This window comes from Paraburkholderia sp. J69-1 (genome assembly GCF_905220255.1).
Taxonomy (GTDB): Bacteria; Pseudomonadota; Gammaproteobacteria; order Burkholderiales; family Burkholderiaceae; genus Paraburkholderia.
The window spans coordinates 81,822-97,165 of sequence record NZ_CAJMZG010000013.1 but is presented as its reverse complement, the minus strand read 5'-3'; the positions used below and the strand labels follow the sequence as shown (position 1 = coordinate 97,165).

Below are 15,344 nucleotides of genomic sequence, written 5' to 3'. Positions count from 1 at the left end.
GCGTTTCCTAAGTTGCGCGCACGCATAATCGAGGCATGCGCAACACGCCGCGTCCGATGCGGCGCCCACAGCCTCAGTCATGAAACGCCTTTATCAGCATCGCGGCCATGCCGTCGACGTCAGCGTCGAAGCCCAATGCCCCGCCTGGTCCACACAGGACAATCCCGTCACAGCGCCCGATTATGTCGCTATCCTGACGATTTACTTGAATGAATCGTATGCACAGCCGTTGCATGGCCCGTTGCGCATCGAGCGCATGGCCGGGCAGGTCTTTGCATCCGAGGTAGAAGCGCTGATGGGTGGATTCAGCGAAGGCCGCCGTCTTGTCGACCGGTTGGTGGATAGCGGCGAAAGCCATACGCAAGCCATCGCAAGCGATGTGGAAAGCGCGGCGGAAAACAGCGCGGCCTGACAAGTAACAAGCCTTACGACGCCACCGCATTGAGCGCGGCACGGCGTTCGAACCAGCGCGAAACCAGCACCATCACGGCGACTGCTGCGATCACGCCATAGCGAAAGCCAGGCGTTGCGAAGACATGCTGTGGCACGCGCAACCATTCGATCGCTACGAATACCGCTGCCTGAATAACCATCGCCGTCATGGCGATAACAACAAGGTCCGCGCGTAGCTGGGCAAAGATCAGCGGCTTCATGGCGGGGCACTCCATTACACGAAAACGGCACGCCGATCTTAGCGAAGCCTCCCTGAAGAGAAGCTTAACTACCCCGCGTCGGCGCGCCTCGTGCAATACAGCATATTACTGAAAGCAGGCTGTTAGCGCGATGTACGGAAAGCCCTTTATTCCACGAGGAATCGTTGCGCGAGCCGCACCCATGCCGCCGCGCCCAGTGGCAAGACCTGATCGTTGAAATCGTAGCCCGGGTTGTGCACCATGCAGCCGCCAAACTCCCCTTCGCCATTGCCCAGCAGCAGATAGCAGCCAGGGACCGCCTTGAGCATCCACGCAAAATCTTCGCTGCCGTTCAAACCCTTGGGCGCCTGCACGACGACGTTTTCCGCGCCCACCAGTTCCGCGCAAACCTGTTGCGCTAGCAACGTTTCCTGCGGCGTGTTCACCATCGGCGGCGTGAGTTGACGATAATCGATCTGCGCCTCCACGCCATGCGCCTGCGCCGTGACCGCCACGATGTCGCGCACGCGCTGCTCCACCAGTTCGCGCGTTTCGGGGCGCGCTGCGCGAATGTTCAGGCCCAATGTCACCGTTTCTGGAATCACGTTATGCGTGGCGCCGCCGCGGATGAAACCGACCGAGACCACGGCGGTATCGTCGGGAGCGACATTGCGCGCAACGACAGTCTGCAAGGCCGTGACGATTGCAGCAGCAGCAACAATTGGATCTTTCACGCGATGCGGCATGGCGCCGTGACCGCCCACACCTTTGAGCGTGACGTCGGCCACATCCGAAGAAAGACTCACCGATCCTTCCAGCACGCGGAATGTGCCGGCGGGCACGCCCGGCATATTGTGCAAACCGTACACGGCGTCGCACGGAAAGCGCTCGAACAGACCATCGTCGATCATCGCCTTCGCGCCACAGAGGTTTTCCTCGTCGGGCTGAAAGATGAGATTGAGCGTGCCGTTGAAATCGCGCGCCTGAGCGAGCCGCTTGGCTGCCGCGAGCAGAATCGCCGTATGACCGTCGTGACCACACGCGTGCATCTTGCCTGCGTTCTGGCTGGCATACGGCAGACCGGTGTTTTCGACGATAGGCAGCGCGTCCATATCGGCGCGAATACCCAGACGGCGCGTGCCCGCGCCCACCTTCAACTGGCCAACCACGCCGCTACGGCCCACGCCCGTATGCACTTCATAGCCCCATTTTTCCAGCAGCATGGCAACGAGCTTCGCCGTCGCGCCCACTTCGAATCCTAGTTCGGGCTGCGAATGAATCTGGCGACGAATCCCGACGAACTCTTCAGCGTCGATTTCGATTTCCGGCAACAGCGTGGGCAACAACTGGAACGGCGTAAGCGTATTTTCGCGTTTCATCTTTGTGTTTCCTCCTGAGCGTCTCGTGGCGATACAGCTTTATGGCATCTCACCTGCAATCGAAACCGGTTCAACTGATGCGGCGTTCGCGAATGCTCCCCACCGCACACAGCGTCACCAGCCCGCACGCAACCATATACAAGGCAGGCGCAAGCGGATTACCGGTCTTCGCGATCAACCAGGTGACAATGAATTGCGAGCTGCCGCCGAATACCGTCACGCCCACGCTGTAGATCACCGAAAGTCCACTGGCGCGCACCGACGTGGGCAGCATTTCCATCAGCACGAGCAGCATCGGCGTGGAGCCGAGATTCGAAGCAGCGGTCAGAATCACCGAAAGCAGCAGCACGAGCGGCACGCTCGGATAGTGCGCCATCAGCCAGAACGCGGGCACCACGGCCAGCAGATTGAACACGATCGCGCCCATGACGAGCGGCTTGCGCTGCGCGAGGCGATCGGCAAGACGGCCGGAGACCAGCGAGGCGATCAGCATGGTGATGCCCGTTGCGCAGCCCGAAAGCAGCGACAGCGAAGGCGGCATCTTGAGCACGCGAATCATGTAAGTGGGCATGAAAAACACCACCAGATACATGCCGACGGTGCCCGCCGTGACCGCGAGAATGCCCTTGATCACCTTGTCGCCGTGCTCGCGCATCAGCGTGCCGAGCGGGCTGGGGGCATCGGGTTCGGCTTCGTGCGTTTCGTCGAGTTTCGAGCGGATATACAGACCCACCGGTGCAATCAGCAGGCCGCCGAGAAACGGCAGGCGCCAGCCCCAGCTTTCCAGCGCGGCGGGCGTGAGCGTTGCGTAAAGCGTGGCGCCCGTGAGCGCACCCAGCAGCGCCGAAATGCCCTGGCTGCCCAGTTGCCAGCTCACGCGAAAGCCGCGCTGCGCGACCGAGCCCGATTCCATCAGCATGGACGTCGAGGCGCCAATTTCGCCGCCCAACGAAAAGCCCTGCAAAAGACGGCCCGCGAGCAGCACGAGCGAACCCACCACGCCCGCCTGCTGATAGGTAGGCGCAAAGGCGATGCAGAGCGTGCCGCCCACCATCAGCGCGATGGTGAGCGTCATGGCTGCCTTGCGCCCGCGCCGGTCAGCGTAGCTGCCGATCACGAGGCCGCCCAGCGGACGCATGACAAAGCCAATGCCGAATGTCGCCACCGCGAGCAGCAGCGAACCGTAGGGGCTATCCGTGGGGAAAAAGAGGTGGCCGATCAGGAGGGCAAAAAAACTGTAGACGGTGAAGTCGTACATTTCGAGCGCATTGCCGATCGAACAGGCGGCGATCAGGCGAAACTGGCTCTGGCGCGCCGGCGTGGGGACGGCGGCGGCAGCGCCGAGCGTAACGTCATTCATGGCGGATCTCCGCGGGCAAGGTTGATCGTCGCGTTCGTGCGAGTTGAAATGCGCCAACGGCCAGGCGCAAATCGATATTCAGGCCTGGTGGGTTTTTGAAAGAAGTGAGAAATTTTCATCGTGATAACTGGATGGAATCGATGGGGTATTTGACTGAGGAATAGTCCCAATTTCCGCTTTCTTTACTCACGCCTTCAGTTCCCCCGCCACCTGTCGTTAACCACTAGAGCGCGCGCCCGCAGCCCACGCGTGCGTTCAAGACCACCCATCCAAATATTCGATAAACGTCGCCCCATAAGGGTGCCTGGAGCTAACCGCGTGTTTGCCCGACTCTCTATTTCCGTCCGGCTGCGCATTGCAGTCGGCGTTCTGGCCGCATTGATCGTCGCGGCCGGCGTTGCCGGTCTGGTCGGCATGTCGCATTCGAATGCGGCGCTTGGCTACGCCTATTCGAATCAGCTTGCCGCCGCGATCGACATCGGCAAATCGAATCTCAATCTGACGATCGCGCGCACCACGCTCGACCGCATTCTGTTGCACCCCGATTCGCCGGACGTGCCGCAACTGCTCGACAAGGCGCAGACCTATCTCGACACGTCGCACAAAGCGTGGGAAAGCTATCGCGCACTGCCGCACGATGCCGACGAACAGGCGCTCGCCGATCAGGTGCAAACGGCCCTGGGCGCGATGCTCGAACAAGGCATCCAGCCGCTGATGGCAGCGGTTAAACAAGGGGATCGCGCGGCGCAGGACGACATTGCGATGAAGCGCATTCCGCCGTTATCGGTGGCGCTCACGAAGGCGTCGGCGGCGCTGGAACAATCGCAAAAGGCGCGAGGCCAGCAGACATTCGATGGCGCGACGGACTTCTATGCGGCGTTGCGCGTGGGCAGCATCGCGCTGATCGTGATCGGAATGGCTGTGGCGATGGTCTGTGCAATCGGCCTGCATCGCGCGATTGCGGTGCCGCTGGCCAACGTGCTTGGCGCGCTGCAGCGCATCGCGGCCGGCGATCTGAGCGCGCGTCTGGAAGTACGCTCGCAGGATGAAATGGGCCAGTTGGTTGCCGGTCTGCAAGTGATGCAGGAAGAACTCGCGCGTACGGTGCGCAAGGTCACGCACAGTTCGGAATCGATCGCGACCGCCACGCGCCAGATCGCCGCCGGTAACGATGATCTTTCGCAACGCACCGAAGAACAGGCCGCATCGCTGCAGGAAACCGCTGCCAGCATGGAACAATTGACGGCGACGGTGAAGCAGAACACCGAACACGCGCGCACGGCGCAGTCGCTTGCGGGCAGCGCGCAGGAAGTGGTCGGACGCGGTACGCTGGTCGTCGGCGATGCGGTGCAGACGATGGATCGCATCGACCGCAGTTCGCAAAAGATCGCGGAAATCACCGGCATTATCGAAGGCATCGCGTTCCAGACCAATATTCTCGCGCTCAATGCCGCCGTTGAAGCGGCGCGCGCCGGCGAAGAAGGTCGTGGTTTTGCGGTCGTGGCAGGCGAAGTGCGTTCGCTGGCGCAGCGTTCGGCGGCGGCCGCGAAAGAGATCAAGACCTTGATTGGCGAATCGGTGGAACACGTGGCGTCCGGCGCGCAATATGTGCGCTCGGCAGGCGTGACGATGAGCGAGATCGGCGATTCGATCACCCGCGTGAACACCATCATCACCGAAATTGCCAACGCTTCAGAGGAGCAGCGCGACGGCATCGAACAGGTCAATCTCGCCGTCTCGCAGATGGATCAGGTTTCGCAGCAGAACGCGGCGCTGGTCGAGGAAGCCGCGGCGGCGGCGATGTCGCTGACCGAGCAGGCCGACGCATTGCGCGACGCCGTGGGTGTGTTCAAGGTCGTCTGATAGCGTTTTAGCGTTTGCCCATGCTCTGCGCGAAGGTTATCGCGCAGAGCATGCCGGCTAGCGATACTTGTCCAGAAACGCGAGCGAGTATTCTTCCCACGCTTGTTCAAACGCTGCCGTCGCACCAGGTCCGGCCTTGCGCAGCGCCAGATGATCCAGCCAGTTCGCCTTCCAGAGCCCTTCGGGCGCACCGATATCCGCGTTGATGACGTGCGCGAGGCGGCCCACTGCATCGCCGCGCGCGCTCTGCGTTCCAATCCAGGTCTTGAACGTCGTGACCATTACCTGCTCCTTTTCACTTTCTTGCGAGACAGGTAGCAGGATAGGCAGCAGGTAGCGCGCTTAATATCGAATGAATTCGAGAGTTGATGCGGCTGTGTGCAGGGTGAGCGCTGATCGCCCCACCCATTCAAACCGGATTCAACGCTGCCTCACCCTTGAGCACCGCAGCAATATTATCTAGCGCCGTGAAGCCCATCTGATCGCGCGTTTCGATCGTGGCGCTCGCCATATGCGGAGTGAGAAATACGTTGTCGAGGCTGGCGAAACGCGGGTCCACATTCGGCTCGTTGCGATAGACATCCAGCCCCGCGCCAAAGAGTTGCCCGGATGTCAACGCTGCATACAGCGCATCTTCATCCACGAGTGCCCCACGCGCAGCGTTCACGAATACGGCACCTTTCGGCAGGAGTCCGAATTCCTTGCCGGTCATGACAGGCAGACCGCCGCCCGGCACGTGCAGCGTCAACACCTGGCTGTGCGGCAGCATCGCTTCGAGGCTCTCGTAGAACGCTGCGCCATTTTCAACGGCAGGCGCTGCGCGCTGGATATCGGTGTAAATCACACGCATGCCAAAACCCTGCGCGCGCCGCGCAACGGCGCGGCCAATGCGCCCAAAGCCGACGATACCCAGCGTCTTGCCATTCAATCGCGTGCCGAGCATATCGGTCATGCCGAACGATTTGCCCCAACCTGCCCGCATGATGCGCTCATATTCCGCCGCGCGACGGCACGCAGCGAGCATGAGCAGCAATGTGAAATCGGCGGTGCATTCGGTTAGCGCGTCGGGCGCGTTAGTCACGACGATACCGCGCTCGCGCGCCGCCGCGACATCCATATGATCGACGCCTGCACTGGCGTTCGCAATGATCTTCAGGCCTGGCGGCAGTGCTGCAATGTGTTCGGCCTGCAGCCCGGATTTTTTGCCGATCAGCACCGCCGGCAAAGCGTGCTTCGTGCAAAAGTCGACCACGGACCAGGCGTCCATATCGGCGTCGGTCACGTAAGCGTGGAATTCAGTTTCTGCTCTCTGGGCAACGGCAGTGGGAACCTTGCGTGCGATGAGGAGCCTGGTGCGGTGATTGTCCGGCATGGTGCTTTCCTTTGGTCGAGAGACGGGGAGAGACTACGAAGACGCATGCCAGCGCGTCAATCTTGATTCGATCAATCAACTTATTCCTTGCTTGTCCTGGCGTGCTCTGCCATTGAGTTTTGGCCCTTAATTGATGGGCGAAATTCGCGTATTCGAAATTCGCGTATTCCCTGGTCTGCCGTTGCGCCTGTCGCGCCCTCCTCCGCTCCCGCACTGCATCGGGACAATCCCTGATGGGCGCCCCTGCAGTAAAGACCTTTCATGTTGATTCAACCAATCAAGATTGCTCGGCGTGTTGCGCGAGTGCAATTCTTTTTCCGTGTTCAACCGAATCGACATGAGGACGGGAAATGTCTGCATCGAAGCCAATTGCAGCAGTCACCGGCGCGGGTTCCGGTATCGGCCGTGCCGCGGCCATTGCGCTGGCCCAAGCCGGGTTCAGGCTCGCGCTCATTGGGCGCCGAATCGAGCCGTTGCTGGAAACGAAAGAAGCCATCGGCCTGATGAATGGCGAGGCACAACCTTTCCCCGCCGATGTAACGGACGCCGCCTCCGTCGACAAGGCATTTGCGCAGATCGCCGAGACCTTCGGCCGCCTGGATGTACTGTTCAACAATGCGGGCCGCAACGCAGGCGCGGTGCCGCTCGAAGACTACGAACTCGATCTCTGGAACGACGTGGTCGCTACCAACCTCACGGGCGTGTTTCTCTGCGCACGCGCGGCGTATCGGCAAATGAAGACGCAATCGCCGCAGGGCGGCCGGATCATCAATAACGGTTCGATTTCGGCGCATTCGCCGCGTCCCAATACGATTGCCTATTCGGCGACCAAACACGCCGTTACGGGCATTACGCGCTCGATTGCGCTGGACGGGCGCGCATTCAACATTGCCTGTGGGCAGATCGATATCGGCAATGCGGCCACGCCGCTCACGGAGCGTATGAACCAAGGCGTGCTGCAGGCCGACGGCCGCATGGCGCCCGAAGCGCGCATGGATGTCGCGCATGTGGCGAATGCGGTCGTGCATATGGCGATGTTGCCGCTCGAAGCCAATATTCTGGACATGACCATTATGGCCACCACCATGCCGTTCGTCGGCCGCGGATAGTCCGCATCAGCGGATCACAAAAGAATAAAAACCGCCCAAGACATGGAGACACCGATGAAATACGCAGAGGAACAACCGTTGCCGGCGGGCACTCCGGCTTATGCGCATAGCGCGAAACGCACGAAAGTCCGCTATGCCGTGCTGTCGATGCTGCTGGTCGCGACCATACTCAATTACGTCGATCGCTCTGCGCTTGGCATCGTTGCGCCGTCGTTATCGAAGGATCTCGGCCTCAACAAGATGCAGATGGGCGAACTATTCGCGGCATTCGGTCTGGCCTACTCGATTGCGCTCGTGCCGGGCGGTGTGCTCACCGATGTGCTGGGTTCGCGCATCGCCTATGCGCTTTCTCTGGTGGGCTGGTCGTTCGCCACCCTCACGCAAGGTTTCGCGAATGGCTATCACATGCTGCTAGGCTCGCGTCTTGCGATGGGCGCGCTCGAAACACCGGCCTTTCCTTCGAATACGCGTGCCGTGACGTTGTGGTTTCCGGTTCAGGAGCGCGGCTTTGCCACCAGTGTCTATGTCATGGGGCAATACATCGGCACACCGCTTTTCACGGGCTTGCTGCTGTGGATTTCGTCGATGTATGGGTGGCGCTCGGTATTCTTCGTGACGGGCGCATTCGGCATTCTCTTTAGCGTGCTCTGGTATCGCACGTATCGCGATCCCTTCAAACATCGCGCCGTGAATGCCGCCGAATTGCAGCACATTAACGAAGGTGTGCCGCCCGCCGCGCGCAAACCGCGCGACAAATTCAACTGGCGCATGGCGCTCAAACTACTCGGCTATCGGCAGATTCTCGCTATCTGTCTCGGCAAGTTCTGCAATAACACCTTGCTAGTTTTCTTCACGACCTGGTTTATGACTTATCTGATCGAGGCACGCCATATGTCGATGATCAAGGTCGGCATTTTTCAGGCGATGCCGTTTCTCGGCGCGACGATCGGTATTCTTAGCGCGGGGTTTTTCTCGGACTTTTTCATCCGGCGCGGCGTATCGGTTTCCACCGCGCGCAAAGCCCCGCTCATCGTCGGGACGCTGCTGGGTGCATCGATTGTGCTGGTCAATTTCGTCGAATCGAATGAGTTAGTGATTGCCATTCTGACGATTGCCTTCTTCGCTCAAGGCGTGGGTTCGATGTCGTGGGCCGCAGTGGCGGAAATCGCGCCGCGCCAGTATGTGGGCCTGACCAGCAGCATTACGAGTCTCGCCGCCAATATTGCGGGCGTCACCACGCCGCTCATGATTGGCTATATCACGCAGCACACCGGTCACTTTTATTGGGCACTGAATCTGATGGGCGCGATCTGCCTGATCGGCACGCTTTCGTATTCCGTTTTCCTCGGCAAATTGTCGCGAATCGAACTCTAAACCATCGCCAAGCGGATAAATCATGATCGAATTCAGATGGGACCACCTGCAACTCTGTTCGACCGATGCAGAAAATACGGCAGCGTGGTTTGCCCGTTGCCTGAATGCCGAAATAGTGCGGCGTCCCGGGCGCGTGGATCTGCGCATCGGCAATATCAATCTGTTCATCACACCGCTCGCACAGGCGGCATCTCACGACACCCCCATGAAGCGCGAAGGTATCGATCATTTCGGCGTAACCGTGGATGATCTCGACGCGGCCTTCGCCCATCTCACGCGTTGCGAAGCGCAGATTGTCGAACCGATCCGGCAAATCCGGCCCGGAGTGCGCGCATGCTTCGTCCGTGCGCCAGGCGAGGTGCTGATCGAAGTCCTCGAACGCCGCCCCGCGGAGATGACTTTTCAGTGAAAAGCCGTCAAGATGGAGCCAGGCCGGGCGCGACGCACGGCCTTTCCTCCTTCATCGCCGCGCGTACTCCCATGCGAAACTGGATCACTCTGGCCGAAGCCGCCCGGCAACTCGGCGTGCAGGCACAGACGGTTTATGCCTATGCAAGCCGCGGGAATATCGCGGTGATGCCCGATCCGCATGATCCGCGTAAAAGTCTCTATCGCGCCGACGATGTCGCGCGTCTGTGCCGCAAAAAACAGGTGGGCCGCAAACGCGAGGCGCTGGCCGCCGGCACGATATTCGGCTCGGAGCCCTGCATTTATAGCGGTATTACCACGTTCGCGAAGGGACGGCCCTACTATCGCGGGCGCGACACGATCCGCCTCGCGGAACACGCCACGCTGGAAGACGTCGCCACGCTGCTGTGGAATGCCCGCCCACCGATTGTCTTTCCCTTCGAATCCGCCGATCTGGCGCTTCACGGCGAGACGCGCGGAAGGCAATGCGCCTTCACATCGCTCGCGGCGCTCACGGCCAATGGCCATTCCACGCTCGGACGCACGGATGCTGCGCTGCATGTCGAAGCCGGTCAACTGGTCGCCACCGTCGCGCAGGCATTCGGCGCGCGCAGCGACAACGCGGGCACGCCGCTACACGAAAGACTCGCGCTCGGCTGGGGTCAAAAGGCCGATGGCGCGGCACTCATTCGCAAGGCGATGGTGCTGGTCGCGGATCACGAGATCACGAGTTCGGCGTTTGCCGCGCGTATCACGGCCTCCACGGGCGCGTCGCTGCCGGGCTGTCTGTTGACGGGTTTATCGACGTTTTCCGGGCCGCTGCATGGCGATGCTTCCGGGCGTGTGCGCGCCGTATTCGACGATGTGAACCGCTTGGGCGCCGAGCACGTCGTCACGCATCATCTGCAATCGGCGATTCCCATTCCCGGCTTTGGGCATCATCTTTACCCGGACGGCGATCCGCGCGCCACGGCATTACTCGACGCCATCGAGCCGCCAGGCGAACTCGCTGCGTTTATCGCCAAAGTGGAAAAACTCACGGGTCTGAAACCCAATATCGACGTTGCGCTCGCGGCGCTCGCCGCGCAATTGAATCTGCCTCGCGACGCTGCGTTTGCCTTGTTTGCGACAGCGCGCTGCATCGGACTATTGGCGCATTGCATCGAGCAATTGCGCGTGGGGAAAGTGATTCGCCCGCGTGGGCGCTATACCGGCCCCGCGCTGGAGGAGCACGCCACGGAGCGAGCAATACAAGGCGATGCCGATGCAATCGACGAACAGATGTTGCAGAAGAACCGGCTTTTTAAAGCGGTTGACGGATGATCGAAAGATCAAAGGATGTTCAACGTCTCTTCGATCTTCACGCTCTCCGCAACGTCTGCGATGGCAACTCGCCAAACAGCCCGCGATATTCCCGCGCAAAATAACTCGGATGCGTAAAGCCCCATTGCGCGGCGGCATCGCCAACCATCAACTCATCCTGACTCGTCGAGCGCAATAACCGTCGCACCGCATTGAGCCGCACCGAGCGCAGATACTCCACCGGCGAGACATTGGCAACACGCTGAAAACTCGTTTGCAGCGTGCGGCGGCTGCAGCGCAGCGCCACGCATAAATCCAGCACCGTCTGCGGTTCGTCGGCACGCTGTTGCAGAATACGTTCGCTGCGCGAGACGATCTCGGCGTAAGTCGCATGCGTCAAGTCGCGCTTTTGCGCATACTCGGGATTGAAAAGCTCCAGCAGCATGCTGAGAATTTCATCGCGAAAGCGCTTGCTCGCCACGGGATTCGCAAATGCTTCCGGCTGCTGCCGGAACGCATCGAGAAAGCGCGACAACTCTATGCCAACGCGCTCACCCGCATCCGTATCGACCGGCAGCAGATTGCGACCGAGCAGCGCAGCGGCGCCATCGCCGAGCACGCACTGCGCCAGCGCGCGCATTTCATCGGCGGGAATACTTGCGCCGAGGTAATACATCGTCTCTGGCGTATAAAAACGGAAATCCTCGCCCGGTCCCAACAACCAGAGCGCGTAACCATCGAGCCTGCAGCCCTGGAATGTGCCGGAAACCGGCCGCTGCAACGGCAACGCAATCGACGCAAAACCGCGTGGCGCAATGCCCGATTGCGCCACGCTTCGATTGGTCGATTCGCGAAAGAAAAGAAAGTCCGCCGCCTGCGCCTGCATGACGACACTCTCGAAGCGCCCAGGCGTGAGCTGGCTATAGACCTGCTCCCACCCGTTCACCGCGGACGAATGATCGTGCACATCGGACAACGCCCGAATCCTGAACTCCATCGCCATTCTCCCGCGCTACGCCTCGCCGCTTTTCCTGTGATCGCGTACCAGGAAAAATCAGGCAAAAGCCAGATAATGCTTCACGAAACCATCGGAAATCACTTCCCAGACCGTCGAGGTGCCCTTGGTCACGAACCACGAATCGCCGGCCTTATACGTGCGCGTTTCGCCGCTCGATTCGTCGGTCAGACGCACTTCGCCCTGCACCACGGTCGCCTGTTCCGAGAACGGATAGACCAGACGGAACTTGCCCTGATTCGTGCCGAAATAAGCGGCCGAAATAGCGTCGGTGGGCGCGCCGTGCGTCATTTTGCCGAAAGCGCCAATCTCGCCGCCTTCGAGGATCTGCGCGCCGAGGTCGCTCAGTTTGCCCCATGCGTCGAGGTCGGAAAGTTGAATGCCTTGCTGGATTGCGGTGAGACTCACGTTTGAAAACTCCGTGTGAATAAATAAAAGTAGCAGCGCTCAGCGGCGGCCGTGCCAGTAACCCGACGTCTGGTGCATCACCTTGCCGAGCGTGACCAGTAGCGCGCGATATTGATCCTTGCCGCGAATGCTGGCGCGCGGAATCGAACTCACGAGCCGGTAACGATCCGATCCGCCCAGAATGCCTTCGGACAAAATCTTGCAGATGATCTGGCTGGGCGTGACGCCAAAGCCCGAATAGCCCTGCACGAAATATGCATTCGGCCTGTCCGGCAGCGTGCCGATCTGCGGGAACAGATTGAGCGTCGATGCCATCGGCCCGCCCCACGCCAGATCGATCTTGACGTCCTGAAGGTACGGAAAAACTTCGAGCATCAGCTTGCGATTCCATTCCTTGAGATCGGTTGGAATATGCTCGACCAGCGACGTGGAAGAGCCAAACAGCAAGCGGTTTTCGTTCGTCACGCGGTAATAATTGATCACCGGACGAATATCGCTATACGCGCCGCGAATCGGGCTGATACGTTCGATCAGTTCGTCGCTCAACGGCTCGGTCATCGAGTTATAGGCGTAGACGTTGATGGTGCTTTTGTGCAATTCCGGCTCGATGCCGTTATTGAAGCCATCGCAGGCCCAGACGATCTTCTTCGCGCGCACGCTGCCTTTTGCGGTGCGCACGTGGATCGTGTCGCCGTAGGTAATCTGCAGCGCCGGGCTGTATTCGAAGATACGCACGCCATAGATTTCGGAAACAGCCTTGGCCTCGCCCAGCAGCAGATTCAGCGAATGCACATGACCGCCGCCCATATGCAGCAGACCGGCGTGATAGACATCCGATCCAATCAGTCCTTTGACGTCCGCGCCTTCCACATAGCGAATCTCGTGCGGGCTGCCCAGCGACTTGAAATCTTTCTCCCAGCTACGCAGCGTTTTTGCCTGGCGCGCGTTATAGGCCAAATAGCCGTAACCGCTGCAAAAATCGGCGTCGATGTTGTAGCGCTCGATACGCTCGCGCATGATCTGCGGGCCCAGATCGCTGAGCGCGAAGATCGTGCGCAAGCCCTCCTCGCCCACGTCCTGTTTGATAGCGTCGAGATCGTGGCCGATACCGGCCATCACCTGGCCACCATTGCGCCCGGTGCCGCCAAAACCCAGGTAACGCGCTTCGAGCACCACCGTATCGGTCACGCCCTGTTCGGCGAGTTCCAGCGCGGTATGAATGCCCGAAAATCCGCCGCCGATAATCACAACCTCGGCCTGAATATCGTTTTCCAGCGAGGGAAAACTCAATTCGTATTTCCGGGTCGCCGTGTAGTACGTCGCAGTTTCATCTGTGTGCATCGTAAATCCTGCTGGCGCATTGCACCGTCAAAACGTGTGTCATTAATCGGGCAGCGCCGCTGCGCGGCTTCCCGTCCAACCTGCGGCCGCCCTCGGCAATAAAACCTCAGGCCACCGCAAAATAGTGTTTGACGAAGCGTTCGGTATGAATCTCCCAGCTCACCGGCGTGCCCTTTTGCACGAACCAGCTATCGCCCGGGCCGTAACGCATCGATTCGCCGGTCAGACCATTGCGCAGCGTGACTTCGCCCGCTACGACAATCGCCTGCTCCGTGAACGGATAGACCATGTCGAAGCGGCCTTGCGTGCAGCCAAACCAACCGGCACTGACCGGCGAAGTGGGCGAGCCGTGTGTGAGCAGGCCGAAGACCTTGAGTTCGCCTTCCAGAATCGTCGCGCCGAGGTCGGCGACTGTGCCCAGTGCTTCCATATCCGGCACGCTTTCGCCGGCTTTGATGCTGTACATCGTGCTGCTCTCCGTTCGGGTTTAAACGACTGTAAGTGCCCAAAAACGGGGAGCGTCAGCACAGATTGGCAAGCTGAAGCGTCCCAGGGATAATCAGGACGCCCGCCCGACTTCCTTAAAAATTCACCCGAATGCCGGCCATGACCGCCAGTTGCCGGTCGGAATTGCTATTCACGAGATTCGGAATCTGCGCGTAATTGGTGCTCGCGCCCGTCTGCGGATCGATGCCCAGCCCCGCTCCCGACGACTTTTGCGCAATCGCCACCGCATAAAGCGCGGTCTGTTTCGAGAGCGAATAGTTCGTGCCGAGGTTGATCTGATGAATGCGCGTCGAACTTCCGCCGCTGACCTTCGCGTTGTTGAAGATATAGGCCGCAGCCACCGTCCATGCGGGCGTGACCGTGTACACGGCATTGAGTTCGGCGATATCGAATGAAACATCGGAACCGGATGGATTCGCGCTGCTGGCGAAATACTGACTGTTTTCCAGGCGAGTATGCGTATAGACCGCCGCCAGCGTAGTTTTATCGATCACGACCGAGCCGCCCACGCCCCACGCTTTCATCGACGACGCATTCTGCAGCTGGCAATAGGAGGCATCCGCATTGGAACAGGCCAGATCGCCAATATAACCGCTCGCGCCGCCCAGCGCCGCATCGAGCGGCTGGTTCAACGACAGATAACCTGCGCTCAGCGAGAACGGCCCTTGATTGAAGGCCGCCGCCAGCGCATAGCCGCGTTTCGTGGCAAAGTCTCCCGCCTGACCGCCAAAACTGAACGTGCCGCCGAACGTAAAGCCGCCAAAATTCGCGCTGGTGAATTTGAGCGCGTTATTGAAATTGAAGGCTTCATTCAAGTTGTCGATATCGCCGAAATGCGAACCGTACAAGGTCGCCCAGTTATTGCTGGACGCGTAGACGCCCAGAAAATCCGAATACGAATCGTATTGGCGGCCTGCGGTGAGCGTGCCGTAGCGCGCGTCGCCCAGGCCGACCCACGCCTGCCGGTTGAACAGCGAGCCGCTTTGCAGCATTGCGCCGGTGCCGGTCAGGAACTGGTTTTCGAGGTCGAAGCTCGCTTTCAGACCGCCGCCCAGGTCTTCGCTGCCCATCAAACCCCAGCGCGAAGGCACGAGGTTGCCGCCGCTCATCTGCACTGCGTGGCCGCCGTGCACCGAGCCATCGGCGCTGGTCGTCTGCTGGTTGGTCGAGTAGACGAGGCCGGCATCCACGGTGCCGTACAGCGTGACACTGCTTTGCGCCCACGCGCCGCCCGAGATCCCCATAATCAGGATTGCTAATGCTTTGCCGGTCAT

The 15,344-nt window shown here is 60.2% G+C and carries 16 protein-coding genes; 6 read left to right on the top strand and 10 right to left on the bottom strand.

Features of this window, described 5'->3' with window-relative positions; genetic code table 11:
* Window positions 1-79: 79 nt before the first annotated feature.
* The gene (locus U5A67_RS23540; RefSeq protein WP_321816067.1) at window positions 80-412 is read left to right on the top strand and encodes a hypothetical protein; all 333 of its coding nucleotides are present in this window, start codon (window positions 80-82) and stop codon (window positions 410-412) included.
* A gap of 13 nt (window positions 413-425) precedes the next feature.
* Here the strand turns inward: U5A67_RS23540 and U5A67_RS23535 are convergent, their stop codons facing one another.
* The 3 genes from U5A67_RS23535 to U5A67_RS23525 form a co-directional block, all read right to left on the bottom strand.
* Window positions 426-653 carry a hypothetical protein gene (locus tag U5A67_RS23535; protein ID WP_321816066.1) on the bottom strand — a complete coding sequence of 76 codons (228 nt, stop codon included), beginning with the start codon at window positions 651-653 and terminating at the stop codon, window positions 426-428.
* Between the two features lie 146 nt (window positions 654-799).
* Entirely contained in the window at window positions 800-2,011 is a 1,212-nt protein-coding gene (locus U5A67_RS23530) for a M20 aminoacylase family protein (protein ID WP_321816065.1), read from the bottom strand.
* Between the two features lie 70 nt (window positions 2,012-2,081).
* Window positions 2,082-3,371, bottom strand: coding sequence for an MFS transporter (locus tag U5A67_RS23525; RefSeq protein ID WP_205986017.1), 1,290 nt, complete (start codon window positions 3,369-3,371; stop codon window positions 2,082-2,084).
* A 318-nt stretch (window positions 3,372-3,689) separates the two neighbouring features.
* On the opposite strand from U5A67_RS23525, the gene U5A67_RS23520 reads away from it, so the two are divergent.
* On the top strand, window positions 3,690-5,234 hold the full coding sequence (locus U5A67_RS23520) for a methyl-accepting chemotaxis protein (protein WP_321816064.1): 1,545 nt from the start codon (window positions 3,690-3,692) through the stop codon (window positions 5,232-5,234).
* 57 nt (window positions 5,235-5,291) lie between these two features.
* Here the strand turns inward: U5A67_RS23520 and U5A67_RS23515 are convergent, their stop codons facing one another.
* Both U5A67_RS23515 and U5A67_RS23510 read right to left on the bottom strand, forming a co-directional pair.
* Complete coding sequence (locus U5A67_RS23515) at window positions 5,292-5,516, bottom strand: hypothetical protein (protein WP_205986015.1); 225 nt, start codon at window positions 5,514-5,516, stop codon at window positions 5,292-5,294.
* A gap of 127 nt (window positions 5,517-5,643) precedes the next feature.
* Window positions 5,644-6,606, bottom strand: a complete 963-nt coding sequence (locus U5A67_RS23510; RefSeq protein ID WP_321816063.1) for a D-glycerate dehydrogenase — start codon at window positions 6,604-6,606, stop codon at window positions 5,644-5,646.
* A 350-nt stretch (window positions 6,607-6,956) separates the two neighbouring features.
* On the opposite strand from U5A67_RS23510, the gene U5A67_RS23505 reads away from it, so the two are divergent.
* The 4 genes from U5A67_RS23505 (at window position 6,957) to U5A67_RS23490 (ending at window position 10,820) form a co-directional block, all read left to right on the top strand.
* Window positions 6,957-7,715 (top strand): SDR family oxidoreductase, encoded by a 759-nt coding sequence (locus U5A67_RS23505; RefSeq protein WP_321816062.1) that lies wholly within the window; start codon window positions 6,957-6,959, stop codon window positions 7,713-7,715.
* Between the two features lie 54 nt (window positions 7,716-7,769).
* Window positions 7,770-9,089 (top strand): MFS transporter, encoded by a 1,320-nt coding sequence (locus U5A67_RS23500; RefSeq protein WP_205986012.1) that lies wholly within the window; start codon window positions 7,770-7,772, stop codon window positions 9,087-9,089.
* 22 nt (window positions 9,090-9,111) lie between these two features.
* Window positions 9,112-9,498 (top strand): VOC family protein, encoded by a 387-nt coding sequence (locus tag U5A67_RS23495; protein ID WP_321816061.1) that lies wholly within the window; start codon window positions 9,112-9,114, stop codon window positions 9,496-9,498.
* Window positions 9,499-9,569: 71 nt separating this feature from the next.
* A complete protein-coding gene (locus tag U5A67_RS23490) occupies window positions 9,570-10,820 on the top strand; it encodes a citrate synthase (RefSeq protein WP_321816060.1) in 1,251 nt (416 codons plus the stop codon).
* A gap of 37 nt (window positions 10,821-10,857) precedes the next feature.
* On the opposite strand, the gene U5A67_RS23485 is transcribed toward U5A67_RS23490, so the two are convergent.
* From U5A67_RS23485 to U5A67_RS23465, 5 genes are all read right to left on the bottom strand, one after another.
* A complete protein-coding gene (locus tag U5A67_RS23485; protein ID WP_205986009.1) occupies window positions 10,858-11,796 on the bottom strand; it encodes a helix-turn-helix domain-containing protein in 939 nt (312 codons plus the stop codon).
* A 57-nt stretch (window positions 11,797-11,853) separates the two neighbouring features.
* Entirely contained in the window at window positions 11,854-12,222 is a 369-nt protein-coding gene (locus U5A67_RS23480; RefSeq protein ID WP_205986008.1) for a cupin domain-containing protein, read from the bottom strand.
* 39 nt (window positions 12,223-12,261) lie between these two features.
* Entirely contained in the window at window positions 12,262-13,563 is a 1,302-nt protein-coding gene (locus U5A67_RS23475; protein WP_205986007.1) for an NAD(P)/FAD-dependent oxidoreductase, read from the bottom strand.
* A gap of 106 nt (window positions 13,564-13,669) precedes the next feature.
* A complete protein-coding gene (locus U5A67_RS23470; protein WP_205986006.1) occupies window positions 13,670-14,029 on the bottom strand; it encodes a cupin domain-containing protein in 360 nt (119 codons plus the stop codon).
* A gap of 115 nt (window positions 14,030-14,144) precedes the next feature.
* Window positions 14,145-15,344 carry a porin gene (locus tag U5A67_RS23465; protein WP_321816059.1) on the bottom strand — a complete coding sequence of 400 codons (1,200 nt, stop codon included), beginning with the start codon at window positions 15,342-15,344 and terminating at the stop codon, window positions 14,145-14,147.